This is a genomic window from Nocardia sp. NPDC004151 (assembly GCF_042874235.1).
Classification (GTDB): Bacteria; Actinomycetota; Actinomycetes; order Mycobacteriales; family Mycobacteriaceae; genus Nocardia.
The window spans coordinates 1-24,801 of the sequence record NZ_JBIAMR010000007.1 but is presented as its reverse complement, the minus strand read 5'-3'; the positions used below and the strand labels follow the sequence as shown (position 1 = coordinate 24,801).

The window sequence follows — 24,801 nt, the reverse complement described above, 5'->3', positions numbered from 1 at the left end:
GATGGGCAGTTCCTACACGCCCCCGGCGCTCAAACCCGTGCGCCTGGCCGCGAACGTGGTGTCGGTGCCGGTGCAGGCCAATCAGCGACTGGGCCATCAGGTCATCACCTTCTTCCAGGCCCTGATCGCGATTCCGTTCGTGCTCGAGCACTATCGCCAGGAGGTGCTGCGCCTGACCGCCGATGTCGGCTGGGGCAACGGCTCACTGGTGGTGGGCGGCGGCACCATCGGCGTGGTGGTGGCGCTGTGCGGGTTCGGCGGGATCACCGTCGGCATGGAGTCGTTCACGGCGTTGAACCTGCTCACCATGAGCCCGCTCACCGGCGCGATCTCCGGTTTCGCGACCACCCGCGAGCTGGCCCCGATCATCGCGACCCTGGCGTTCGCGATCCAGGCCGGGTGCCGGTTCACCGCGCAGCTGGGCGCCATGCGCATCTCCGAGGAGATCGACGCGCTGGAATCCATTGCCATCCGCCCGCTTCCATACCTGATCAGCACCCGCATGATCGCCTCGACGCTGACCATCGTCCCGCTCTACAGCGTGGGCCTGGCGGTGGCGTACCTGGCGACCAAGCTGTCGGTGCTGATCCTGGGTGGTACCACCGCCGGCACCTACGACCACTATTTCTTCCAGTTCCTGCTGGGACCGGACGTGTTCTGGTCGCTGCTCAAGGTCATGGTGTTCGTGATGATCTCGACGTTCATCCAGTGCTACTACGGCTTCGTCGCCACCGGCGGGCCCGAGGGCGTCGGGGTGGCGGCCGGACGCGCCATCAAGATGGTCATCGTCGTCATGGTCTTCGTCAATCTCTTTCTGACCCTTGCGATCTGGGGCATCGACCCCGGATTCCGCATCTCGGGATAGGTGTATCGATGATTCTCGATCCCAGCGGGCGGGGCCCCACGGCCCGCCACCTCACGCTGGCCGGACTCGCGCTGCTCACCACGGTCGCGCTGCTGCTGTATCTGCTGGCCCTGCGCTACAACGGCCGCTTCGAGGACAAGGTCCCGGTCACCGCGGCGCTCACCAGCACCGGCGACGGGCTGCCCGCCCACGCCGACGTGAAGTTCCGCGGCATGATCGTCGGCCGCGTCGAGGACGTCACCGTGGCGGCCAAGGGCGAGCGGCAGGAAGCCGCCATCGCACTGAGGCCGGTGGTGGCGAACACGATTCCGGCGAATGTGGCGGCGCGGGTGATCCCGAACAATATCTTCGGGGTGACCGCGGTCGAACTGGTCGACACCACGCCCACCAAGGACACGCTGCGCGCGGGCGCGACCATTCCGGAGGACACCAGCACCGCGACGGTCCAGTTGCAGAGCACCCTCAATGTGCTGCGCACCGTGCTGAACAATATTCAGCCCGAGAAGCTGGGCCGGGTGCTGTCGACGCTGGCGGCGGCACTGGATCCGTCGGCCCGGGTGCCCGGGTCCACGGTGGAGCGGCTCGACCGCTGGGTCACCGAGGTGCGCGGGATCGAGGACGTCGGCGATCTGCTCGGCAATCTGGGCCGGGCGGCGACCGCGTTGAGCGAGTCCGCCCCGGATCTGGTGGGGACCCTGGCCAAGTCGGTGACCACCGCGCGCACCCTCACCGAGCAGCGGGCGGCGCTGGTCGGTCTGCTGACCAATGGCGGCGGCGCGGTGGACACGGTGAACGGACTCTTCGCCCGTAATCCCGATTCCGGCAAGTTCCTGGTGTCGGGCCTGAACCAGCTCTTCGGCAGCCTGGCCCAGGACCCGCAGGCCATCCCGTTCGCCATCGCCAATCTCAATACCGCCCTGCAGCGGTTGCAGGGCGTCTTCACCTTCGGGCCCAAGAAGCAGATGGTGTGGCGGATGGACGTGTCGTTCACGCCGTTCCAGCAGTACACGGCGGCGGACTGCCCGCACTACGGGGAGCTCACGGGACCGCGCTGCGGTGGGTCGACGGTGCCGGATACCGCTCCGGCGCAACAGTTCCCCCAGCAGCAGCTGCCCACCTGGCTCAATGCCGCCGGGCCCGCGCCGACACCGGCGGCCACACCCGCCATTCCGGGTCTGCCTGCCATTCCGGGTCTTCCGTCGATTCCGGGACTGCCCGCGATTCCCGGGCTGACGGCGCCGGCAGGCGCGACCCAGCCCGCACCCGCGGCCGTTCAGCCGGCCGGATTGCGCGGCAGCGACGCGGTCGCCGCGATCGTCGGCCACCGGCCGGACGCGGCTCAGCTGCTGTTGCTGACTCCCCTGCTCGCGGGCGGCGACCTGGTCCCGGCCGAGACGGGAGGCGTGTCGTGAAGTCCGGAAAAGCCTTGGCGGGCTTCGGCCTGTTCGCCGCTGTCGCGGTCCTGCTCACCTACACGATGTGGTCCACCCTGCAACGTTCGGTGCCCGGCTCCACCAACTCCTACTCCGCCGTGTTCTCCGACGTCCTGGGCCTGCGGGTCGGCGACGACATCCGGATGGCGGGCGTGCGGGTCGGCCGGGTCGACAAGATCGATTTCACCGATGGCTACCGCGCCCGGGTCGACTTCCGCATCGGGGCCGAGCAGCATCCGACGACCTCGACGAAAGCGCTGGTGCGCTACCAGAACCTGATCGGGCAGCGCTATATCGCGCTACTGCCGGGCAAGGAGGCGGGCGCACCGCTGCCCGCGGGCGGTCAGATCCCGCTCGACCGGACCGAGCCGTCCTTCGATGTCTCGTCCCTGCTGTCGGGCTTCGAGCCGCTGTTCAGCGTGCTGCAACCCGATCAGGTGAACTCGCTGTCGGAGACCCTGATCCAGGCGTTGCAAGGCAATGGCGTCTCGTTGGGCGCCCTGGTGACGCAGGCCGCGCAGCTGGCCGGGACCTTCGGGCAGCGCGACGAGATCCTGGGCCAGGTGGTCGGCAATCTCAGCAGCGTCATCTCCGGCCTGGCCCACCGCAGCAATGAGCTCGAAACCCTGATCACCCAGGCGCGAGCGCTCACCGATGCGCTGTACGCGCAGGGCGGCACGCTGAAATCGTCCGTGGAACGCGTTGCGACGGCGACGGATTCACTGGTGGGCATCCTGGCCCAGGTGAAGCCCGGCGCGGCCCGCGCGCAGACCGACGCCAGTGCCGGTGTCGCGTTGCTCCTGCTCAATGGCGCATCGCTGGACAAAGCGGCCGTCGAGCTGCCCGACGTCCTCAATGGTGTCGCGCGGTTCAGCAGCTACGGCGCCTACGGCAACGCGTACCTGTGCAGCCTGGACGTCTCCTTGTGGGGCGTGCTGCTGCCACCGGGCCTGTTCAACCAGATCGGCGGCCAATCACATTCGGAGGTGTGCCGATGAGGCGGCTTCGCTACCCGGCCTTCCTGGCCAACCGGCCGCTGCGACTGGGTCTGTTCGCGTCGGGATTCGTGGTGGCGCTGCTCGCCGGGTCCACCCTGATCGAGCAGGCGCACGTGGGCGACAAGACCATTCACGCCGAGTTCGCCCAGGCCGCCGGATTGCGGCCGGGCGCGACGGTGGATGTCTCCGGCATCGAGGTCGGTCAGGTCGGCGCCGTGAGGCTGGACAACGGCAAGGTGCTGGTGGACATGAAGGTGCGGCGCGAGATCAAGCTCGGTGACGATGCCCGCGCCGCCATCAAGATGTCCACCATCCTGGGCCGCCTGCACGTCGAACTCACCCCCGGCAGCGGACGGACCCTGCTCGGCGACCGGATCAAGCTCGACCACACCTCGGTGCCCTACAACCTGGGCAAGGTGGTGCAGGATCCGCAGTACAAGAACGCCTTCGAACGCGTCGAGAAGCTGGATCCGCAGAAGCTGCGCAATGCCCTGGACCTGGTGGACCAGCAGATGGGCAACTCCCCCGAGCTGACCGTGCAGGCGCTCGACAGCGTGGGCGCGCTCGCCAAGGTGATCAATGACCGCCGCGACGAGGTGGACACCCTCCTGAAGGGCATGGACACCGTCTCGCAGCTGGCCTCGGACAACCAGAACAGCGTGCTCATGCTGCTGACCCGCGGCGAGGCCATCGGCAGCGCGGTCCAGAAGCGGCAGACGCTGCTCGAGCAGCTGCTCGACAATGTGGCCTCGCTGTCGAAGCTGTTGCAGCAGATGGGGCTCGAGAACAACAACCAACTCGGTCCGCTCATCACCGACCTGAACACCATGTCGGAGGGCCTGGACAAGAACAAGGACAACCTGGCCCGGCTGTACCAGATCATGCCGGTGACCTTGCGGCAGTTCAACAATGTGCTCGGCGACGGGCCGTACGGAAACGTGTACGCGCCGTGGCTGTTCCCGGACAACTGGTTGTGCTTCGCGCAGGCCGTGCAGGGGTGCAAGTGATGCAATTTCGCAGACCATTCCGGCTGGCCGCGGTGTGCGGCGCGCTGCTGCTCACCTCGGCGTGCGGGCTGCTGCCCGATTCGATCGGCTCACTGCCCACGCAGCATCTGGGCGGGCGCATGAAGGTCACCGCGGATTTCGAGAGCGTCGCGGGCCTGTACGCGGGCAATGAGGTGGCGGTGCTGGGGGTTCCGATCGGGACCGTCGAAACCGTCACGCCCAAGGGCAGTTACGTCCAGGTCACCATGTCGCTTGATGAGGACGTCAAGATTCCCGCGGATGCCATTGCGGCGCTGGTGAATCCACAGTTGATCACGAATCGTCACGTGGAGTTGGCTCCAGCCTACACCGGTGACGGTCCGACCCTTGCCGACGGCGCCTATATTCCGTTGCAGCGCACCCGCGTTCCGGTCGAGCTGGATCGGATCCTGGCCACCTTCTCCCAGCTCGGCGATGCGCTCAAAGGTGACAACACCACCGGGCCGATGGCCAGCCGGGTGTTGTTCCCGCTGCTCAACGGCAATGGCGACAAGCTGCGCCAGACCCTGGACCAGCTGTCGGGCGCGTTCGAAGTGACCTTCGCCAACAAGGACCAGATCTCCAACACCATCGTCAAACTCAATGACATCACCCAGGTGATCGCCGCCAACGATCAGACGGTGCGCGACTTCAGCGGCCGGCTCACCGAACTGGTGAACCTGATGGGCGAGCAGGCCCCCGGCATCGACGCGGTGCTCCGCCAGCTCGACGACTTCGTCACCAATACCGCGACCCTGGTGGGGCAGAACAAGGATCAGCTGGCCGGGGCGCTGACCCGCTTCGTGGCCATCACCGATCAGATGCGCGCCAATGCCCGCGGCCTCACCGAGATCGTGGACGTCGGACCGCTCATGTTCCAGAATCTGGCCAACGCCACCAGCACCGAACATCAGGCGCTGCGGCTGCACGGCCTGCTGGACAAGTCGGTGCTCGACGGCGAGATCCTGTCGACCTTCTGCGAGCGCATCCAGATGCGGCTGGACGGCTGCCGCACCGGCAAGGTGGCCGACTTCGGACCCGACTTCGGCATCACCGCCGCACTACTGGGGATCACGAACCTGAAATGACACTACGCACAACGGCTCTCGGCGGTGTCCTGACCGCCGCCACGCTGCTCACCGCCACCGGGTGCGCGGTCACCGTGGACAGCCTCCCCATGCCCAAACCCGGTCTGGGCGCACCCGGTTACACCGTGCACGCGTCCTTCGCCGACGCGCTGAACCTGCCCGACCACGCGCACGTCAAGATCGGCGGCACCGATATCGGGGTGGTCACGAAGATCGAGACCACCAACTTCCTGGCCGACGTGCGCATGCTGATCCGCGAGGACATCCGGCTGCCGCGCGGCACGACGGTCGAACTGCGCCAGGCCACCCCGCTCGGCGACATGTTCGTGGCCATGACGCTGCCGTCGGCCGCCGACGCCGGAGACCCACTACGCGACGGCGACACCATCGGCACCGACCACACCGCGGCGGGCGCCTCGGTGGAGCAGCTCATGATGTCGATCTCGCTGCTGCTCAACGGCGGCGGCATCAATCAGGCCGCCAAGATCACCGGCGAGATGAACTCCATGTTCGGCGGACGCGCGCCCGAACTCTCGCATCTGCTCACCGAGATGACCGCCGCCATCGGCGCGCTCAACGCCCGCACCGGCGATATCGACTCCGTCCTCGGCGGGATGAACTCGCTCTCGGGTGAGTTGGCCCGGCGCAAGGAGCAACTCGGCGCGGCCGCGGACACCTTCCCGGCGCTGATCGGGCTGCTGACGGAGAACAATCAGCAGATCGTGGACCTGCTGGCCAAGGTAGCGACCACCACCGACGCGCTCGGTGATTTCGCCACCACCACCGGCGGCGATTTCGTCGGGCTGTTCAACAGCATTCAGGCCCTGATGTCCGGCTTCGCGCAGAGCGATCAGCTGACCGGAACACTGGACGGGCTGCACGCCATCTATCCATCGCTGATGGCCAGCCTGCGTGGGCCCGCCCTCGCGGTGGCGGCGACGGTGTCGTACCTGAGCGTCGGCGCGCTGACCGATCCACACGGTAGCCGGTGGCCGGAACTCGGTGACGCCGGGCAGTTCATCGGCAGCCTGACGCAGGTACTGGAGAAGGTGTTCGGGCGACTCACCAGCCCGCCGCGACCGCCCGGCATGCAGCCGGGTCAGCCCGAGACCCAGCCCGCGCAGCCGGAGCAGGGAGGGGATCGATGAATCCGCCACTGTGGCACTGGGTGGTACAGCGCCGGATCGCCATCGCCAATCTCGGTCTGATCGTGGTGCTGATCCTCGGGTCGGGCTATATCGGCGGCTATGTGCTGCGATTCGATCCGATTCCGCACACCTACGACGTGACCGTGGAACTGGTGTCCTCGGGCGGGCTGCTGCCCGGCAATGACGTGACGTTCCGGGGCAGCCGGGTCGGCAAGGTCAGCGACGTGCGCGTCGCCGGGGACGGGGTGGCCGCGGTCGCCGAGATCGACGACAGTGCCCGGATTCCGCTGGGCGGGACCGTGGCGGTCGGGCGGCTCTCGGCGGCCGGGGAACAGTATCTCGACTTCCGGCCCGACTCCGACACCGGGCCCTACCTGCACGACGGGTCACTCGTCGAGCGGGCCCGCACCAGCGTGCCGGTGCAGATCCAGTCGGTGTTCAGCAATCTCGGGGACCTGGTCGGCGGCATGAACCCGGATCGGCTCACCGTGATCGTCGACGAGCTGGACAAAGCTCTCGCCGGCGGGCCGGATCGGTTGCGCAACATGATCTCCGGGCTGAGCCGGGCCATGGCGGGCCTCACCGACCTGCTGCCGCAGACCCGGCAGCTGATCGAGAATCTCGAAGTCATCGCGGGCACCACCCAGCACGCGCAGCCCGACCTGGGCACCCTGACCAAGGCGGGCAGCGTGCTGTTCGACCAGTTCGCGTCCGCCGACCAGGAATTGCGCACACTGCTCCGGCAGGGGCCCGGCCAGCTGGCCACCCTCAACGGGTTCATCTCCGAAACCCAGGATCCCATCACGAATCTGGTGACCAACTTCGTGGCCGTCACCCGCGCCGCCAAGCTGCGCGCACCCGCCATCGCCGCGCTCTTCCCGGCCCTGCGCGCCGGATCGCAGGCGCTCGGCGTGCCCGCCCACGACGGCGCGTACAACACCCTGATCGATCCGTGGCCCCGGCCCAGCTGCGACTACCAGACCATCCCGGTGGTGCCGACCGATATCCAGGCCGACAACCGGGTGCGGCTCTACAACTACTGCGTCACCAGCGATCCGGCCCTGCAGGTCCGCGGGTCGGCCAACGCGCCGCGACCCGACGTGCCCGACAACGGGGCCACCACACCGCCGGGGGCCACCGGCAACGAAATGTCCCAGCCTGTCCCCCGTTAGGAGACTTCCCATGAGCGACAACATCATCGAGCAGCACCCGGACGAGACCCCCGACCCCGAGGCGACCCCGGCCGCGCCCGTCGATGTCGACAAGACCGACACCGCGGCCGTCGAGATCACGGAACCCGCCACCGCCGCGGCGGTGGCGGACACCGCCGCCCCGAAATCGACCGGGCACACGTGGAAGTCACGCCTGCGCACGACCTCGCTGCCCGCCCTGGGCCCGCGCGGCCGCATCGCCGCCTGCGCCGCGGTGGTGTTCGCACTGGCGGCGTCGATCGGGTCCAGCATCGTGCTCTACCGGCACGATGCCGAACAGAAGGATCTGCTCGCCGCCCAGGAACAGGCCCGGGCCGCGGCCTGCGCGTACGCGCCGATACTGGCCACCTACGACGCCAAGAACCTCGACGCCTACTTCACCGGCGTCCTCGACGGCGCGACCGGGGAGTGGCGCAAGCAATTCGACGCCACCAGCAAGGATCTGCGCGACGTGCTCACCCAGGGCCAGGTCGTGTCCAAGGCCACCGACGTGCAGTGCGCGGTCCGCAATACCGAACGCGACTCCGCCGAGGCCATCGTGGTGATCGGCCAGACCATCACCAGCCTCGGCACCCAGGGCAAGCCCGCCCCCGGTCAGCTGTCGATGGTGATGCGGCTGCAACGGTCCGGCGACCGGTGGCTGGTGAACAAGGTGAATTCGCCGCTGGCGCAACAGCCGCAGTCGTGAACCGGGCGAGGACGCCCGCCCCCGAACCGGGTGCGCGGGCGGTTCGGCGACGGCCGAAGAACCGGCGCGCCCAGATCGCGGCGGTATCGGCCGCGGAATTCGCGGCGCAGGGCTACCACAGGGTGAGCATGGACGACATCGCCGCCCGCCTCGGCATCACCTCCACCGCGCTGTACCGGCACTATCCGAGCAAGTACGCGCTGTTCGCGGGTGAGCTGCTGCGGCTGGGCGAGGTGACGGTGGCGGCGGTGAGCCTGCCCGAGGTGGCGGCGGGCTGGCCCGCGCGGCGGCGGCTCGGGTACGGGATCGACGGCATCATCGCGGAGACCATCGTGAACCGGACGACGGTCGGGCTGGCCCGGTGGGAGCACCGCTACCTCGACGACCCCGACAAGCGCACGGTGGACCAGCATTTCAGCACCGCCCTCACCGACCTCAGCGCCCTCATCGACGCGGTCCGGCCCGGCCTGTCCGCCCGTGAACTGCGGGTGCGGGCCATAGGGGTCTTCAGCACGGTGAGCTGCCTCGGCGACCACCGGGTCGTACTCGCCTCCAAAACCCTTGCCGTCCTGCTGAATACGGCCTGCTGGGCGATCATCGCCGCCGACCTGCCCGAGCCCGCCCAGCCGCCCCCCGCCCCGCGCGCGGTGGAGACGCCGCTCTCGCTCAAACACGAACTACTGCTGGCGCGGGCGGTGCGGCTGTTCTACGAGCGCGGCTATCCGAATGTCAGCGTCGAGGACATCGCGATCGCCGCGGGCCTGCCCTCCACCTCCGCGGTCTACCGCTACTACCGCGGCAAGGGCGATCTGCTCGAGGCCGCCTTCCGCCGGGCCGCCGACCGCATGTCGGCCGTCATCGCCCCCACCCTGGCCGAATCCTCCGGCCCCGCGGAGGCTTTGGCCAAGCTCATCGACATGTACGTGGCCGGGGCCTTCGACGAACGCGAACTGCTCTTCGTGTACTTCGCCGAATTCGGCCACGTCCCCGACGACGAGCGCGCGACCCTGCGCGTGGTGCAGCGCATGGTGGTCACCGAATGGGCGGCCCTGCTCACCCGCGTCCGCCCCGGCCTCACCCCCGCCGAGGCGGCCGTCCTGGTGCACGCCGCCCTCGGCCTGGTGGTGGACTATGCCCGCGTCTTCGGCGACGACGAGCGAATCTATCCGCGCCAGTGGGTGATTCGCCTCATGGAGGCCGTCCTGTTCGGCCCGGCCGAGGTCCGGACTACGCCGGAGTGACGATCTGGATCAGATTGCCGCAGGTGTCGTCGAACACCGCGGTGGTCACCGGGCCCGCCTCCACCGGTTGCTGGGTGAACCTCACCCCGAGCCCGCTCAATCGCTCGAATTCGGCCCGCACATCCGCGACCTGGAAGGAGGCCGCGGGAATTCCGTCACCGACGAGCGCGTCCTTGTACGGCTTCACCGCCGGATGCCCGTCGGGCTCGAGCAACAATTCCGCCCCCTGCGGGTCCTCCGGCGACACCACGGTCAGCCATCGGGCCGCGCCCAGCGGAATGTCGTGCTTCTTCTCGAAGCCGAGCACCCCGCTGTAGAAGTCGAGCGCCTTCTGCTGGTCGTCCACGAAAACACTGGTGATGTAGATCCGCATGGCTCCTACCCTTCCTGTGCGCCGGCCGCGTGGCGACCGGATTCGTGAGAGTCCCTCGTCCGGCTAGTTGGCGACGTGCTCGCCGTCGCACCACTGCTCGGCCGGAACGGCCGCCTTGACCTGGTCGATGTGGTCGCCACACCCTGCCCAGGTGATCTTGCCGCAGGTCTGGCAGGGGGTCGGTTGACACATGGGTGCTCCTCGGGCCGATCGGATGGGTTCGGGTGGATGGTATCGGGTTCGCGGCCCGGTTCGTGTTGCCGGGCCCGGCCGTGACCACACCCTCCAGGATACCCCCTGGGGTATGCTACGGTGGTTGATATACCCGGTGGGGTATCTATGAAGCAGTCGAAGGAGTAGGCATGTCCGCACCGCACGAGACCACGCAGGCGTCGCCGCACGGAAAGGCCGTGCTCAACGAGCTGTCGCCGTTGCACCGGGAGCTGCGGCGCGCGATTCCCGAGGTGTACAAGGGTTTCGGCGAGCTCAGCAAGGCGGCATTCGCGCCGGGCGCGCTGGATCGCAAGACCAAGGAGTTGATCGCGCTGGCCATCGGCGTCGTCGAGGGCTGCGACGGGTGCATCGCCTCGCACGGTCAGGCGGCCGCGCGGGCCGGGGCGACCAAGCAGGAGGCCGCCGAGGCGATCGGCGTGACGTTCCTGATGCACGGTGGTCCGGCCACGATCCACGGCGCTCGCGCCTACGAGGCGTTCTGCGAATTCGCCGACGCCATCGCATCCGGCGAAGCGCCCGCCTGAGAACCCGGAGGACTCTCGAATGTGTCGAGCGACGCGGTGCCGGACCTGCGGCAAGACCACCTGGACCGGATGCGGGGCGCACATCGCCCAGGTGCGCGCCCGGGTTCCGGCCGATCAATGGTGCGCGGGGCACGAGCAGGCCGCCGAGGGCGGCTGGATTCGGCGGATCCTCGGCCGGTGACGGTACCGGCATACCGGCGATGACGCCGCCGTTCCGGTGACGACAGTGCGGTACCGGCCCGCGATCCCCTCCGCCACGGGCCGGTACGGCCGATCGGGCCTTCAGGCCGGCTGGCGCGCCAGGCACGGAATACCTTCTCCCGCAACCCGATCCAGCGCCGCGGTGCGGCCGTGACCAGGAGCAGCAGGACGAGGATCGGTCCTGCTATCCCACTGCCGGCACCGCGAGTCCTACGCCTGACCCTCGCCCGGGCTCCGCAGCCCGATGAAGATCTGCATGCGCCCGGGATAGGCCGTGCTGTTGACAGTGAACAGCTGCCCGACGATCCGAACCGTCGTACCGTCGCCGTCGCGCAACCAGATGACCGGGCGGGCGCGCTCGTAGCGGGCGGTGGTGTCCGACCAGAGTTCCAGGAACAGCGGGAACCGGCCCAGCTCCTGCAACAGGTCGTCGAACCAGCCGGTGTCGCCGTACTGGGCGATATAGCCGTGCAGCCACTGGATCGAGATCCGGAGCTCCCGCTCCCATTCGACCAGCGCGTGCCGCGCGCGGGGATCATCGAGCATCCAGCGCAGCAGATTGCCGCCCTCGGTCAGTCCCGGGAACCCCGCGGCGAAGCTGTCGTTCCACATCAGGATGTTCAGGCGGGTGTCGACGTAGGCGGCCAGGTGCGGCTCGTTCAAGGCCAGGGCCTGCGGAATTCCGCGCCCGAGATCGGCGCGCAGGTCATCGGTCGAGGGCTGCTCCACGGGACCGAGTCCGGCCAGATCCGATAATTGCCGGAATTCCTCCGGGGCCAGTGCCGCCAGGCGATCGAGATAGCGCATCAACGCCGTCACCACTTCCCGGGTGGGCCGCTCGCGTTCGCCCTTCTCCAGGTGATTCACATAACTGGCGCTGACCCCCGAATTGAATGCCAGCCGCTCCCGCGACACGCCGCGCGCATCCCGTAGCCGTCGTAAGACCGACCCGAACGTGGGCGCATCGGGAAGCCCGTCCCCCGCCACCTCGGTATCGAACTCTCCATCGCCGCCTCTCCCACGCGCGAACCGTCCGGTGTGCTGATTCTTCCATTCCCCCCAATCGGGGTGTGCCCCAGGGGAAAGTGGGCGATACTGGACGAATCGGGCGTGATCGGATGGCGGGGAGCCGGCTCGCACTCCAGGGTCGGCGGATGAGGCCACGCGGATTCGCGCTCGCCGAAGGAGCTGTGCCCCATGGTTTCCGAGCGAATCGTCCTTCCCGACTTCCACATGCCGTATCCGCCGGAAGGAACCAATCCCAGAGCCAGAGCCGCCGAATCCAAGATGTGGGAATGGCTGGTCAACCTGGATCTCGTTCCCGAGGAGTTGTCCCGACGCAGAGTGGCGGGTTCCCGCCCGGTCGAGATGTATTCGATGTGGTGCCCCGACGCCGACGTCGAATCGCTCGCACTGCTCGCCGAATTCACGGCGTGGGCGTTTATCGTGGACGACCAGTTCGATATCGAAATGCCCGACCCGCGAAGATGTTTGGCCACCATTCAACGCCTGGAGACGGGCTTTCACCTCGACGGCACACCGTCCGGCGTGCTGGCGACCGGCTTCCAGGACCTGTGGCGCAGACTGTGCCGCGGCCGCTCGCCGCAGTGGCAACGCGCGGTGCGCGCCGAGATCGTGGAGTGGTGGTGGAGCTACTACACCGAGAGCGTCCGCACCATCACCCGTGACCTGCCGAAACTCGACGAATACCGCACCCACCGGCAGATCTCGGTCGCCATCTACATGCTGCTGGATCTGAGCGAGATCACCTACGGGATCGATCTACCCGACACGGTCCGGCAGCTGCCCGCCATGAAGACCCTGCGCGCGGCGGTCACCGAGCACATGGGGTTGATCAACGACGTGCATTCCCTGCCCGCGGACGAGGCGGTCGGTTACGCCTACAACGCGGTGCTGCTGGCCGAATATCACCTCGGCTGCACCAGGACTCACGCCCTGCGCGTGGTCAACGAGATGCTGACCGAGTGCATTCTGCGGATCGGCCGGATGGAGGAAGCATTGGCCGAGGAACTCGACGTGCTCGGCGTCACGGGGCAGGCCCGCACCGACACCCTGCACACTCTGGAGGATTACCGCCGGTACGTGCGCGCGAACTTCGACTTCCACTACCGCGCACCGCGTTACACCAGCCCGCCGATCGAGGCGCTGGCACACGGGCAGCTGCTGTCCTAGTCCGCGGCCGGACGGCTCTCGCGCCGGGCGCCGGAGGCGTCGAAGGCGTACTGGGAGCGGAATTCGCCAGGCGTCATACCGGTTTCGAGCTGGAACGCGCGGTAGAAGTGCCGGTCGGAGGCGAAACCCGAGGCGGCTGCGATGGAGTTGAGGGAACGGGTCGGCTCCGACCGCAGCTGCCGCCGGGCGTGCTCGATGCGCATGCGCCGAATCAGCGCGCCCGGGCCGCCGAGCCCTTCGCACATGCGGAACAGGGTGCGCCGGGACACCAGGCAGGCCTTGGCGATCTCGTCGACGGTGAGGTCTGGATCGGTGAACCGTTTTCGTAGGTAGGCCATCATCTGCTGGCGGGTGTAGAGCGAATCCGAGGGCGCCGGTGAGGCTTTCCCGACCGCGAGCAACAGCGCCGAGGCCAGCATGCCGGTGGTTTGCCCGTCGAAGGCGAGGTTCGCGCGCTCGGCTTCCTCATTGGTCAGTTCGGCCATGTCGCGGAAGAAGCGGGTGACCACGCCCATGGCCCCGTCGGCGGGAATCGGCACAGCGAACGGCAACTCGTCGCGCGCCAGCCCGGCGTAGTCGAGCACCGGCTGTAACGGCGCGCGCAGCAGCGTCGACATCGCGTTGTCGGTGGTGCGGCTGAGCAGCGGCTGCGCGCTGTCATAGAAGGCGATGGACCCGGCCACCGATTCCGCGGTCCGCCCCTGCTGCTCTGTCCAATTCGTCCCTTCCAGCACGATATTGGCGAGCAGGAACTCCCCTTGCGACCGCGAGACCATCCGCTGCGTCCGGTTCACCTGCTGTGCGCTGGCTCGCATGAGCGCGACCGACACTCGATCGAACTGGGTGCTGGTGATCTTGCCGTTCCAGCACCCGTCGTGTAGCGGCGATATCGCTGAGGGCACGATGGCATCCGCCATCAGTGCTTCCCACTGTTCGAAGGCATCACGCGGTTTCAGCGTCGAGGACGAGCGCACCTCGACTGTCACGGAGGCGGTTTGCTCCACGTCCGCATCTTCCCACCGCATGTGCCTGCGCGGGACTGGATTCTGAGGAATAGCGAGGCCCGGAGTCGTTCGATCACCGCCGATCAGAGCTGGAACGCAAGGGTTTCGGTATGTGCGGGGTCGTCAGGACGACACCGGATGCCGTCGCCACCCGTTCGAGCGCCTCGAGGTCCTTCTCGATGACGCCGTACAGCAGATAGGCGAGCACGAAACCGAGGATGCCGCCGACGCACAGGATCCGCACCGCCCAGATGATGGACTCGATATCCACCCCGGGCAGGAACGTGACCCCGGTGACGCCGACCAGCGGCACCGCGGCCGCCACGGTCAGATAGAAGCCGGTGCGCCCGGCGAGCCGGTGCAGGTGGTCGATATCGGCGGCGTCGGACCGTCCATGTTCCAGGAACACCGGGTACAGGCACCGCACCACGTACCAGGTGAGCCCGAAGTACGGATACGACACGGCCATCGCGCCGCACACCACGACCGACAGCAGGAAGTGCACGTAGGTGGCGTACGGTACGCCCCCGGCGATCAGGTTCAGCAGGACCGGGAACACGATTCCGCCGAGCACCCAGAACACGAAGGCGATCCACACCACCCGCGGGCCGAGCCGGAGCGCGTCGATGCGGGCGCGGGTGAGCGTCTCATCGGTGAAGTCCCAGCCGATGCGCAGGCCGACCAGGACCAGGACGAGGCGGCGCGCGGCGAAGAGAATCAGGACCGCGGCGACCACGATGGCGAGCGGATACAGCACCAGCGCAACGTATTCGAAGGTGTGCCGGGCCTGCGGCGTGAGCTTCCCGACGATCAGTGTCCTGCTGTAGTAGTAGTTGTATCCGACCGCGATCAGGTTCGGTATGGCGATCGCCAGCGCGAGGATCGGGATCGCCCACAGTGGTGCGGTCGGCAGCCACCGGCGCTGTGGCGCGTCCACCAGCTCCCGGGCCCGGGGGTCGAGGCACAGTTCGAACTGCTGAGCCAGCTCCGCGCCATTGGCCCAGCGGTCCTCCCGTTCCGGCGCCAGGCAGGTCAGCAGCACGCGGCGCAGCGAGGGCGGAGTGTCCGCGGGGAGGTCGTCGAGGAATTCCGGTGCGATCGGGCGGCGACGCACCTCGAGCAGGTGCTCGACCGCGGCCTGTGAATCCTTCGCCTCGAGCGTGGGAAACGGCCGCCGCCCGGTCAGCAGCTCCCACAGCACGACGCCCAGCGAATAGATGTCGCTGCGCGTGTCCAGGTTCTCGACGGTGCCGGACAGAGCCGGGTGGCTGGCCGCGAGATGCTCCGGCGACATGTAGGCCAGGGAACCACCGAAGTACGCGACCGGGCTGCTGCCGGCGACGTGGTCACTGGCGCTGATATTGAAGTCGGCCAGTTTCGGGACACCATCGGCGGTGAGCAGCACATTCGCCGGTTTGAGGTCGCGATGCAGGACACCGCGCTCCTCGGCGTAGTCCAGGGCCTCGGCGAGCCTGCGGCCGAGCCAGGCCACCACCTCCGGCCACGACAACGCGGCGATCTCGTCGCGCACCCGGGCGCCCGAGGTTCGCAGCTCGCCCTTCTGTTCCAGCGCCGCGTCGGCGGCATCGAGCAGCAGTTGTCCGCCGCGTTGTTCCGGCGGGGTCTCGCGAACGCGGGTCAGAACCGCCGACAGCGTGCCGCCGGGCAGGTACTGCATATACATGAGTTTCAGCGCGCGGTCCGGCAGTACCCGCTGGTCGTAGACGCGCACGATGTATTCGTGGTCCAGCTGGGCCAGCGTCTGCGGTTCGGTGCCGTGGTCGGTGGAGACCTTCACCGCGACGAGTCGCTGCATCGAGAGTTGCCGTGCCAGAAAGACTCTCGCGAACGCGCCGCGGCCCAGTTCCAGTAGGAGATCGAAGTCGTCGATGCGGTCGCCGGGTTCGAGTTCCTCACCCGCGACCGGCGGGCCGGTCCGGTCGACGAGGGTGCTCTCGTACGGGTCGTCCGGCCGCAGGATCGCGTCGATCCGGTCGGCGTACGCGGGATAGTCCCGCGCGTATTCGGCGACATCGATCCGGACGCCGGCGCGGCGCAGAATATGGAACTCCTCGTAGAGCAATTGCCGCGGCATCGGGCCCGACGCCAGTTCCGGAAACCGGGCGCGATATTCGGCGAGCCGCTTCGGATGCTCGTAGCGCAGCCATCGGTATTTCAGATCCACCTTGATCAGTGCGATCAGGGAGGCCCGGCGGGCGGTGTCACCGGTCAGCGCGAATTTCGCCAGATCGGGAGGCAGGCCACCGGATTCCCATGCGGCCGTGAACTCCTCGACCGCGTCGACGAGCCGCAGCAGAGTACTCGCGGCACGATCGGCCAGCGGATCGAATACCGCGGTTGCGGTTGCGTTCGGCTTGCTCATGGCGGTCACTCCGGGGTGAAACTCCGAGGCGTCTTACCCAGACCACGGTATCCGGATTTCCGGACATCCACGAGATCAGGACTGTTCCGCCACCCAGGCGGCGATCTGTGCGCGGGAGGTGAACCCCAGTTTGACCAGGATGTGCTCGACGTGACCCTGCGCGGTGCGCTGGGAGATCACCAGGCGGGACGCGATCGCCCGGTTCGTCAGGCCTTCCGCGACGAGCTCGGCGACCTGGCGTTCCCGTTTGGTCAGCACCTGCGGGGCGGTCTCGCCGGCCGGGGACGGTTCGTCGAGCGCGAGTCGTACGGCGGAGTCGAGGCTCATGGCGGAGCCTTCCTGGCGGGCCCGGTCGAAGGCGCGCGGGCCGAGCGCCTCGCGGCTGCCGCGCATGCAGTCGGCGCGGTAGGTGAGCAGGTCGCGGACCATGAGGGTCGCGGTTCCGGCGAGACGACCCAGCTTGTCGGCCGCGCCCATGAGGACGGCCGCGCGGCGCGGCTCGTTCCGATCGGCGGCGATCCAAGCCAGGGTCTCCAGGCAGCCCGCGGCCACCAGCGGCTCGGTGATCAGGGCGGACAGCCGGACGCCCTCCTCCAGCAGACGCTTGGCGCGGTCGACGTCGCCGGCTCGCCAGACGGCGAAGCCCGCGGCGAACAAGGCCCAGGACCGGTAGATCGATTCGCCGGCGCTCGACGTCATGGCGAGCGTCTTCTCGTGGCAGGCGACGGCCCGCGCGGCGTCACCGCCGAGGGCGTAGGCCCAGCCGAGGGACAGTTGCGCGTCGATTTGCATACCGAGTTCGCCGCACGCCTCGTACTTGCGGATCGCGTCGGTCAGCAGGGCGGCCGCGTCGGACTCGCCGACATTGCCGCGGGCCAGCGCCGCATTGGCGTCGACGTGGTCGACCAGGGCCGCGACCAGCGGGTCCGGGGTCTGTTCGGCGAGGATGCGGAGCTCGTCGAATCGTTTGTTCGCGGTCGCCAGGTCACCGGTCAAACCCACGATCGTGCCGGCGGCGAACAGGGCCCGGGCGCGATCGGTGATGCGACCGCCGGGGTGGCCGAGGGCCCGCTCGTACCAGCGGTAGCCTTCGTGGAGCCGCCCGCGCAGACCCCAGAACAGGTACAGGTCGGTGACCATCCCGAGCCCGCCTTCGGTGGACTCGGACAGGCTGTACTCCAAGGCTTTTCGAAGATTCGGCAGTTCCCGTTCGAGCCGGTCGACCCAGTCGAGCTGACGCGGGCCGATCATCTCGGCGTTCGCCTCGCGGACCAGTCCCTCGCACCAATCCCGGTGGCGCCGATGCAGATCCGGGTACAGGCCGGATTCCTCGGCCTGCTCGCGCCCGAATTCCTGCACGGTCTCGAACATCCGGAAGCGCACCGCCCCGTCGGTTTCCTGTCGGACCAGGATGGACTTGTCGACCAGCGCGGACAGGGTATCGAGAACCTGGTATTCGGGCAGGTGACCGGCACACACCTGCTCGACCGCGTCGAGTTCGAAGCCGCCGGTGAACACCGACAGGCAGGCCCACAACCGCTTCTCGTCCGGGGTGCACAGGTCGTAGCTCCAGTTGATGGAGTACCACAGGGTCTGCTGCCGCCTCGGGGTTCCCCGGCCACCGCGGGACAGCAGGGCGTACCGGTCGCTGAGGCGGGTGCGGATCTGCTCGACCGACATGGTGCGCAGGCGCGCGGCGGCCAGCTCGATCGCCAGCGGCAAGCCATCGAGGCGGGCACAGATCTGGGCGATCGCGGGCTGATTCGCGTCGGTCATCTCGAAGCCCGGCAGTGCCGCGGCGGCGCGCTCGACGAACAGCGCCACGGCGTGCGAGTGCGCCGACGCGCGTTCCTTGCTCGACTCGGGAACGGTCAGCGGCGGAAGCGGATACACGGCTTCACCGCCGATGCCGAGAGCCTCACGGCTGGTGGCCAGGATGCGCACGTTCGGGCAGACCCGCAGCAGTGCCTCCGACAGCTTGGCGGCCGCGTCGATCACATGCTCGCAATTGTCGAGGACCAGCAGCAGATCGTGCGGCGCCAGCGCCTCCACCAGGGTGTCGAGCACGGATATGACGCCCTGGCTTCGGATTCCGAGGACGGCGGCCACCACATCGGGCAGCAGGGCGTCGTCGTGCAACTCCCCCAGCTCGACCAGCCACGCGCCGTTCGGGAACTTCTGCCGGGACTTGTGCGCGACTCGCAGTGCGAGCCTGGACTTTCCGACGCCGCCGATCCCGGTCAGGGTCACCAGGCGGGACCCGGCCAGCAGGTTGACGACCTCCGACAGCTGGGTACGGCGATCGACGAAGCTGGTCAGTTCGAGCGGCAGATTGCCGGTCCCGTCGTGCAAGCCGTCACTGTGCAGACGCGGAACTCCCTGCGATGCGATCATTTCCGATCCTGTGAGCGATTCGGATTCGGCGCCCGGCTCGTCGCGCACCGCCATGTCGTCGACCGGGAAGCCGCGTTCGAGCTGTATCCGGCGCAGCTGGTCGCCCAGGGCCGCCGCGGTCGGACGGTCGCGCGGGTCGCGCGACATGGCCGCTTCGAGCACCGCGCGGACGTCCCAGGGGATCCCGATCTCACAGAGTTCGGGATTCGCGGGGGTGGCGATCCGCACGGGCTGGGTCGCGTGCTCATCATCGGGCTGCTCGGTGGTGACGCGGCGGGTGAGCGCGCAGAGCAGGGTGGCTCCCAGTCCGTAGACGTCCGAGCCGCGGCTGGGAGCCTGGCCGTCGAGCACTTCGGGCGCGGTGACGTCCGGCGAATTGGCGACGTCGGCGATGCCGAAGTCGGTCAGCACGGGCTCGTCGTAGTCGGTGAGCAGGATGTTCGCGGGCCGGATATCGCGGTGAACGACTCCGGCGCGATGCGCGGATTCGAGCGCCCCCGCGATCCGCACCCCGATGTGCAGGGCGTCCGGCAGCGACAGCGGGCCGTCGACGTGGAGCCGTTCGCCCAGCGATCCCCGCGGGAAATATGGCATGACCAGGTAGGGACGGCCGCCGCCGGTCTCGCCGACCTCGAGCATGCTGACGATGTTCGGATGCCCGGTGAGACGTCCCAGCGCGCGCTGCTCGCGGAAGAACCGTTCCCGGTCCTCGTCCAGGTCACCGGTGAGAACCTTGACCGCCACATCCCGTTCGGCGGCGACCTGCGTGCAGCGGTAGACGATTCCGAGTCCGCCGCGCCCGATCTCGTGCGCGCCTTCGAATCCGGCAGCGCTCAGCTCCGTGACGACGTCGGAACCGGCATCACGCTGCACTTCGAACGGATCGGCTTGGACCATCGGTAACTCGCAAATCGCCAGCAGCGGGCACCAATCAGCTTATCTCCCCCGCACGTGCGCGGCGGAAATAGGTATATGCCCGGCAGAACGACCGTCGTGCGCAGGTATTCCCCCGACCGACGCTGTGTTCACCGCCGAGCGACCGCACGGCATCGAAAATTCTCAGGAGAACCACCATGGCTACCGGACACCGTTCCCCCTCCCGGACCGCCCGCCGTCTCGCCGCTTGCGCCCTGGCCGCCGCATCGCTGTCGATCGTGGCAACCGCCCAGGCCTCGGCACTCGTCCCGGACGCTTCGGCGCGGACCCTGCCCGCAGCCGTCAACCTCTCGGCCACGACGAAGATCGCGCCGACCGCCGCCTCGAACGACCTCGACGGCTGGATCCGTGAAGCCCTGGGCATCATGGCCGCCCACGGCATTCCCGGCAGCTACGAGGGCATCCACCGCAATGTCATGCGCGAATCGGGCGGCGACCCCGGCGCCATCAACCTCTGGGACTCCAACGCCGCGGCGGGCATCCCGTCCAAGGGCCTGCTCCAGGTGATCGATCCGACCTTCGAGGCCTACCACGTCGACGGCACCTCCTGGGACATCTACGATCCGGTCGCCAACATCGCCGCGGCCTGCAACTACGCCGCAGCCCGCTACGGCTCGATGGACAACGTCGACTCGGCGTACTGACCACGCGATTCGCTCCACCCGCTCGGGCGGTGATCCACTCCTCGGATCACCAGCCCGGCCGGAGCATTCCGGGATGCGCGTCCCGGACGGTTCCCAGCTCGATCCCGAACTCCAACAAGGCTTTCGCCCCGCTCAACATCCAGGTGAAGCCCCCGGTCGAGTCCGCCGCGTAAGCGACCATCTCCTCGACCGTCCCCATCACACCGGTCTCGTTGACCGTCATCCGGGTCATCCCCTCCCCCCAGGGCTCGAACCCGAACTCGACCGTGGTTGCGTTCCAATCGAACACGATCCGCTGATCCGCGACCACCTCGGTCACCCGCACCTCACTCGAGACGCCGTACATCTCCCAGGTCCAGGTCAATTCCGCGCCCGCCACCACCGGCCCACTGCTCTTCGTGAACCAGAACCTGGACGTCACCTCCGGATCGACGAACGCGTGAAAGACCTCCGCGCACGGCCTCCGGATCAGAATCTCGGTATCGACAACGGGAATCATCAAGCCTCCTACACGGTCGCCTGCCCCCCTCCGTACCTCGCTCACCCTAGGCACGACCCGGTTCCGGTGGTCGAGCCGGGTGCTCGCCTCCATCCCACTGCCCTGGGCAGCACTCTCGATCCGCCCGATCGCGGGCATAGCCCCGCACCGGTCCGCCACTCCGACCTGAACTCGAGCACATCCTGGTGTCGGCGCCCGACCCCGAACCGCCCCAAAGCCGCCCCGGGAACCCGCGTCCGAATCATGATGGGAAACAACACGTTCGCAGTCGGCGGGAGATCCACACATCATGTGTCGGTGAAAGCCATATCGGCGAGCGTGACGGCCGTGCTCGCCGCACTCGCTCTGACCGGGTGCGGCTCGAGCAGCAGCGCATCCGACCAACCGAGCACCACGATCGTGTCCACGACCACCCAGCCCGTGTCGACCACACCGGGGTCGTCGCTGTCCCCGGCCGCCGCTGCAGCACGACGCTCGGCATGCGTCGGCATGCACGCGGTGCTCACCCTGGCTGCCAGAAGCCACGCCGGGGACCCGCAATGGTCGTTGCAGCAGGCCGGCAACGAACTCCTGACCAGCTGACTCACCAGCCCGGACGCCGCGGCCGCGACACCGGACGAGAACACCGGCTTCACCGCCGGAGCGGGCGACGCCATCGCCCTGATCTCGCGCGGCCAGGGCTACGATCAGTGCCCATGAACCCGCCCAGCCCGCGCGCGGCATGCGCTCAGGAGGGTGCGCCCGACAGGACCTCGACCTCCCCGGTATCGAGGGAGTAGTAGGCGCCCACCACCGCCATCCGGCCCTCTCCCACCATCGGCGCCAGATCCGCGTTGCCACGCAACCGATCAGCGACCAGCCGCACGTGGGCCCGCGCCATGGCATCGGGACGATCCTGGTCGCTGACGCGCACCTGCTCGTAGGCCGGGCGCAAAGCGAGCGCTATCTCCTGCAGATTGCCCGGCAGCGCCTTGCCCGTACGCAAGGCCTCCTCCGCGGCGATGACCGCACCGCACCGCTGGTGCCCGAGCACCACGATCAACGGCGTGCCACCGGTGAGCGGCCCGTACTCGGCGGACGCCTCCACCAGTGGTCCCATCACCTGCGCACCGGTCCGCAGCACGAACAGATCGCCGAGACCGACATCGAAGAGCAGTTCCGGGGGCACCCGAGAATCGATGCAGGACAACACGACACAGTACGGGTTCTGCTTCATGGCAAGGAGTTCTCGCCGATCCGGATCGCGGTCGGGATGATCGAGATTGCCCTTGACCCAGCGCCCGTTTCCCGCCATCAGTCGCGACCACGCCGCCGCGGGAGTCGACGGCGCCGGAGCCTCGGGCGAGGCCGACGCGATCGGGGTCGATGTTTGCCCCTCCGACCGAGACGAGTCCGAACACGCGGTCAACGACCCAGCCGCGAGCATCACTCCACCCGCCAGCACCCCCCGACGCGACAGACCCTCGTGAGCCGAACCCATAGGCACCCACCTCCGGTCGACATCGCGAGACAGCTATCAACGAGTTACTGTACGCGCGATTCCGTCGCCCCCCGCGGAAGATCGTGAAATGTCTTGCGCTCGAGTCTGTTCGGCGGCGCTCGCACCCATCCCGGCTCGGACTTTTTCACGGTCGCGACCCGCGCGCCCATGCGGTCAGCGATCGCAGCACCGGTCGACTCATGACCGCGTAGTCGGATCGGCCACGCTTCAATCATTATTTCAATCACTGATTGAAACAGTGATTGAAGACATGATTTACTGCCCGTATGACAGAGAACACTCGACGGCTGGATCGAGCATGAGTAGGCGTGTGGCGGGCAAAGTGGCCCTCATCAGTGGTGGCGCGCGCGGAATGGGCGCCGCGCACGCGCGTGCTCTGGTCGAGCACGGGGCCAGGGTGGTGATAGGCGATCTGCTGGATTCCGAAGGTGAAGCGCTGGCGGCCGAGTTGGGTGCGGCGGCGCGTTTCGTTCACCTCGACGTGACCGACGCCGAGCAGTGGAAACAGGCGGTCGACATGGCGAGCGAGGAGTTCGGCTCGCTGAGCGTCCTGGTGAACAATGCCGGAATCGTCAACGGCAACACCATTGCCGACTTCGACCCGGCGGCCTGGCGGCAGATCGTCGACATCAACTTGACCGGCACCTTTTTCGGAATCCAGGCGGCGACGACGGCGATGACGACGGCCGGCGGCGGTTCGATCATCAACATTTCCTCGGTGGAGGGTCTGCGTGGGAGCGTCGGATTGCACGGCTACACCGCCACCAAGTTCGCGGTGCGCGGTCTGACCAAGTCGGCCGCACTGGAGCTGGCGCAGCACAATATTCGCGTCAATTCGGTGCATCCCGGCATGGTGCGCACACCGATGACCGAGGGCATTCCCGAGGACTTTCTGCAGATCCCGCTCGGCCGTGCCGCCACCGCCGAGGAGGTCGCGAATCTCATCGTGTACCTGGCGAGCGACGAGTCCAGCTACACGACCGGCGCGGAGCACGTCATCGACGGCGGCCTGATCGTCGGCGTGCCCCACAAGACGTTCGGATGACGCACGCACTACCGATTCGAGGATTTGATTCATGACCAACGCCGTTGATCTCCAGAAGCTCGCCACGCAGGTGACCGCACAGCTGACCGGCCCGGGAGGTCCGTTCGAAATAACCGTCGAGCAGGTGCTGGGTGCACCGCAGCCGGTCTTCAAGCACCGCCGAGGATCACTGCTGGAGCTGTTGGAGGCCTCCCGTGACCTCGGCGAACTCGACTACCTCGTGTCCGCGCGCACCCGCTACACCTTCGCCGAGCACTACGCCGCCGCGGGCGCGCTGGCCGCCGCGCTGGCCGAGCGCTACGGCGTCGGCAAGGGCGACCGGGTCGGCATCCTGGCCGCCAACACCCCCGAATGGGTGGTCACCTTCTGGGCCGCCCAGCGGTTGGGCGCGATCCCGGTCGGCTACAACGCGTGGTGGGCGCCGCGCGAGATCGAGTACGGCTTAGCGCATTCCACCCCGAAGGTGGTGATCGCCGACGCCAAGCGCGCGGCGGTCGTGGCGGAGACCGGCACCGAAATCCCTTTGCTCACCATGGAAGTCGACCTGCCCGCACTGATCGCGGAGTTCGCGGGCGGCAATCCGGCCGCCGAGGTGACCGAGGACGATCCGGCGATCATCCTCTACACCTCCGGCACCACCGGCCGCCCCAAGGGCGTGGTGCACACCCAACGCAACCTCGTCGCGGTCGCCGACTACCACCGCTTCACCGACGCGCTGGCCGCCGGCTTCCGCGGCCAGGCCTGGGACGGTTCCCCGGCCGGCCGCCGACATCTGGCGACCATGCCACTGTTCCACATCGCCAGCCTGCATAACATCGCGATCCCGCGCCTCACCACGGGTGACGCGATCATCTTCCCGACCGCAGGCGAGTACGATGCCGAATCGCTGCTGCAGCTGGTCGAGACAGAGCAGGTCACCAACTGGGCGGCCGTACCGACGCTGGCCAGTCGCATTCTGGGCGTGGACATTTCACGCTATGACCTGTCCTCGTTGGCGGCGTTGTCACTCAACTCCGCCCCTTCGTCCCCATCGCTCGTGCAGCGACTGCGTGAACGCTTCCCCGTCGCATTGCAGGGCCTGACCACCAGCTACGGCTGCACCGAGTCCGGCACCGCCGCGACCGTGGCGACCCCGCCGGAACTGGCCGCCGACAACGAGACCGTGGGCCGCGC

Annotated in this window: 24 protein-coding genes; 15 read left to right on the top strand and 9 right to left on the bottom strand. The window is 68.1% G+C overall.

What is annotated here, in order from left to right:
• Position 1: 1 nt before the first annotated feature.
• The 9 genes from ACFYTS_RS17330 to ACFYTS_RS17290 are packed head-to-tail and all read left to right on the top strand — an operon-like array spanning position 2 to position 9,697.
• Positions 2 to 865, top strand: coding sequence for an ABC transporter permease (locus ACFYTS_RS17330; RefSeq protein ID WP_387305235.1), 864 nt, complete (start codon positions 2 to 4; stop codon positions 863 to 865).
• Between the two features lie 8 nt (positions 866 to 873).
• Positions 874 to 2,277, top strand: coding sequence for an MCE family protein (locus tag ACFYTS_RS17325; protein ID WP_387305232.1), 1,404 nt, complete (start codon positions 874 to 876; stop codon positions 2,275 to 2,277).
• On the top strand, positions 2,274 to 3,296 hold the full coding sequence (locus ACFYTS_RS17320) for an MlaD family protein (protein ID WP_387305229.1): 1,023 nt from the start codon (positions 2,274 to 2,276) through the stop codon (positions 3,294 to 3,296). The genes ACFYTS_RS17325 and ACFYTS_RS17320 overlap by 4 nt, the downstream gene beginning before the upstream one ends.
• Positions 3,293 to 4,303, top strand: a complete 1,011-nt coding sequence (locus ACFYTS_RS17315; RefSeq protein ID WP_387305227.1) for an MlaD family protein — start codon at positions 3,293 to 3,295, stop codon at positions 4,301 to 4,303. The genes ACFYTS_RS17320 and ACFYTS_RS17315 overlap by 4 nt, the downstream gene beginning before the upstream one ends.
• On the top strand, positions 4,303 to 5,409 hold the full coding sequence (locus ACFYTS_RS17310; RefSeq protein WP_387305224.1) for an MCE family protein: 1,107 nt from the start codon (positions 4,303 to 4,305) through the stop codon (positions 5,407 to 5,409). Before ACFYTS_RS17315 ends, ACFYTS_RS17310 begins: the two co-directional genes overlap by 1 nt.
• Positions 5,406 to 6,557, top strand: coding sequence for an MCE family protein (locus ACFYTS_RS17305; protein ID WP_387305222.1), 1,152 nt, complete (start codon positions 5,406 to 5,408; stop codon positions 6,555 to 6,557). Before ACFYTS_RS17310 ends, ACFYTS_RS17305 begins: the two co-directional genes overlap by 4 nt.
• The gene (locus ACFYTS_RS17300; RefSeq protein ID WP_387305219.1) at positions 6,554 to 7,729 is read left to right on the top strand and encodes an MCE family protein; all 1,176 of its coding nucleotides are present in this window, start codon (positions 6,554 to 6,556) and stop codon (positions 7,727 to 7,729) included. The genes ACFYTS_RS17305 and ACFYTS_RS17300 overlap by 4 nt, the downstream gene beginning before the upstream one ends.
• A 10-nt stretch (positions 7,730 to 7,739) precedes the next feature.
• Entirely contained in the window at positions 7,740 to 8,456 is a 717-nt protein-coding gene (locus ACFYTS_RS17295) for a hypothetical protein (RefSeq protein ID WP_387305217.1), read from the top strand.
• On the top strand, positions 8,453 to 9,697 hold the full coding sequence (locus ACFYTS_RS17290) for a TetR/AcrR family transcriptional regulator (protein WP_357287867.1): 1,245 nt from the start codon (positions 8,453 to 8,455) through the stop codon (positions 9,695 to 9,697). The genes ACFYTS_RS17295 and ACFYTS_RS17290 overlap by 4 nt, the downstream gene beginning before the upstream one ends.
• Here the strand turns inward: ACFYTS_RS17290 and ACFYTS_RS17285 are convergent.
• Together ACFYTS_RS17285 and ACFYTS_RS17280 are read right to left on the bottom strand one after the other, a co-directional pair.
• Positions 9,684 to 10,070, bottom strand: a complete 387-nt coding sequence (locus ACFYTS_RS17285) for a VOC family protein (RefSeq protein ID WP_357287869.1) — start codon at positions 10,068 to 10,070, stop codon at positions 9,684 to 9,686. The two genes, ACFYTS_RS17290 and ACFYTS_RS17285, sit on opposite strands and share 14 nt — an antisense overlap.
• 63 nt (positions 10,071 to 10,133) lie before the next feature.
• Positions 10,134 to 10,262 (bottom strand): hypothetical protein, encoded by a 129-nt coding sequence (locus ACFYTS_RS17280; protein ID WP_357287872.1) that lies wholly within the window; start codon positions 10,260 to 10,262, stop codon positions 10,134 to 10,136.
• 170 nt (positions 10,263 to 10,432) lie between these two features.
• On the opposite strand from ACFYTS_RS17280, the gene ACFYTS_RS17275 reads away from it, so the two are divergent.
• Together ACFYTS_RS17275 and ACFYTS_RS17270 are read left to right on the top strand one after the other, a co-directional pair.
• Entirely contained in the window at positions 10,433 to 10,828 is a 396-nt protein-coding gene (locus tag ACFYTS_RS17275) for a carboxymuconolactone decarboxylase family protein (RefSeq protein ID WP_357287875.1), read from the top strand.
• Positions 10,829 to 10,847: 19 nt separating this feature from the next.
• Positions 10,848 to 11,009, top strand: coding sequence for a hypothetical protein (locus ACFYTS_RS17270; RefSeq protein WP_357287878.1), 162 nt, complete (start codon positions 10,848 to 10,850; stop codon positions 11,007 to 11,009).
• Between the two features lie 230 nt (positions 11,010 to 11,239).
• Here the strand turns inward: ACFYTS_RS17270 and ACFYTS_RS17265 are convergent, their stop codons facing one another.
• Entirely contained in the window at positions 11,240 to 12,016 is a 777-nt protein-coding gene (locus ACFYTS_RS17265; RefSeq protein ID WP_387305212.1) for a helix-turn-helix domain-containing protein, read from the bottom strand.
• Positions 12,017 to 12,226: 210 nt separating this feature from the next.
• On the opposite strand from ACFYTS_RS17265, the gene ACFYTS_RS17260 reads away from it, so the two are divergent.
• Complete coding sequence (locus ACFYTS_RS17260) at positions 12,227 to 13,222, top strand: hypothetical protein (protein WP_357287883.1); 996 nt, start codon at positions 12,227 to 12,229, stop codon at positions 13,220 to 13,222.
• On the opposite strand, the gene ACFYTS_RS17255 is transcribed toward ACFYTS_RS17260, so the two are convergent.
• The 3 genes from ACFYTS_RS17255 to ACFYTS_RS17245 all read right to left on the bottom strand — a co-directional run bounded on the left by ACFYTS_RS17255 (position 13,219) and on the right by ACFYTS_RS17245 (position 19,900).
• On the bottom strand, positions 13,219 to 14,226 hold the full coding sequence (locus ACFYTS_RS17255; protein ID WP_387305209.1) for an AraC family transcriptional regulator: 1,008 nt from the start codon (positions 14,224 to 14,226) through the stop codon (positions 13,219 to 13,221). The two genes, ACFYTS_RS17260 and ACFYTS_RS17255, sit on opposite strands and share 4 nt — an antisense overlap.
• A 73-nt stretch (positions 14,227 to 14,299) precedes the next feature.
• A complete protein-coding gene (locus tag ACFYTS_RS17250) occupies positions 14,300 to 16,609 on the bottom strand; it encodes a protein kinase (protein ID WP_387305206.1) in 2,310 nt (769 codons plus the stop codon).
• Positions 16,610 to 16,684: 75 nt separating this feature from the next.
• Entirely contained in the window at positions 16,685 to 19,900 is a 3,216-nt protein-coding gene (locus tag ACFYTS_RS17245) for a protein kinase (protein WP_387305203.1), read from the bottom strand.
• 176 nt (positions 19,901 to 20,076) lie between these two features.
• Here ACFYTS_RS17245 and ACFYTS_RS17240 point away from each other — a divergent pair, with 176 nt between their 5' ends.
• A complete protein-coding gene (locus tag ACFYTS_RS17240; RefSeq protein WP_387305200.1) occupies positions 20,077 to 20,583 on the top strand; it encodes a transglycosylase SLT domain-containing protein in 507 nt (168 codons plus the stop codon).
• A 46-nt stretch (positions 20,584 to 20,629) separates the two neighbouring features.
• Here ACFYTS_RS17240 and ACFYTS_RS17235 read toward each other — a convergent pair whose 3' ends face one another.
• From ACFYTS_RS17235 to ACFYTS_RS17225, 3 genes are all read right to left on the bottom strand, one after another.
• On the bottom strand, positions 20,630 to 21,175 hold the full coding sequence (locus ACFYTS_RS17235; protein ID WP_387305197.1) for an SRPBCC family protein: 546 nt from the start codon (positions 21,173 to 21,175) through the stop codon (positions 20,630 to 20,632).
• A gap of 194 nt (positions 21,176 to 21,369) precedes the next feature.
• The gene (locus tag ACFYTS_RS17230; protein WP_387305195.1) at positions 21,370 to 21,738 is read right to left on the bottom strand and encodes a hypothetical protein; all 369 of its coding nucleotides are present in this window, start codon (positions 21,736 to 21,738) and stop codon (positions 21,370 to 21,372) included.
• A gap of 71 nt (positions 21,739 to 21,809) precedes the next feature.
• Positions 21,810 to 22,376 (bottom strand): carbonic anhydrase, encoded by a 567-nt coding sequence (locus ACFYTS_RS17225; protein ID WP_387305192.1) that lies wholly within the window; start codon positions 22,374 to 22,376, stop codon positions 21,810 to 21,812.
• A gap of 505 nt (positions 22,377 to 22,881) precedes the next feature.
• Between ACFYTS_RS17225 and ACFYTS_RS17220 the strand changes: the two genes are divergently transcribed.
• On the top strand, positions 22,882 to 23,628 hold the full coding sequence (locus ACFYTS_RS17220; protein ID WP_387305866.1) for a glucose 1-dehydrogenase: 747 nt from the start codon (positions 22,882 to 22,884) through the stop codon (positions 23,626 to 23,628).
• Between the two features lie 31 nt (positions 23,629 to 23,659).
• Positions 23,660 to 24,801: AMP-binding protein (locus ACFYTS_RS17215; RefSeq protein ID WP_387305189.1), on the top strand; the 1,142-nt coding region annotated here is incomplete at its 3' end.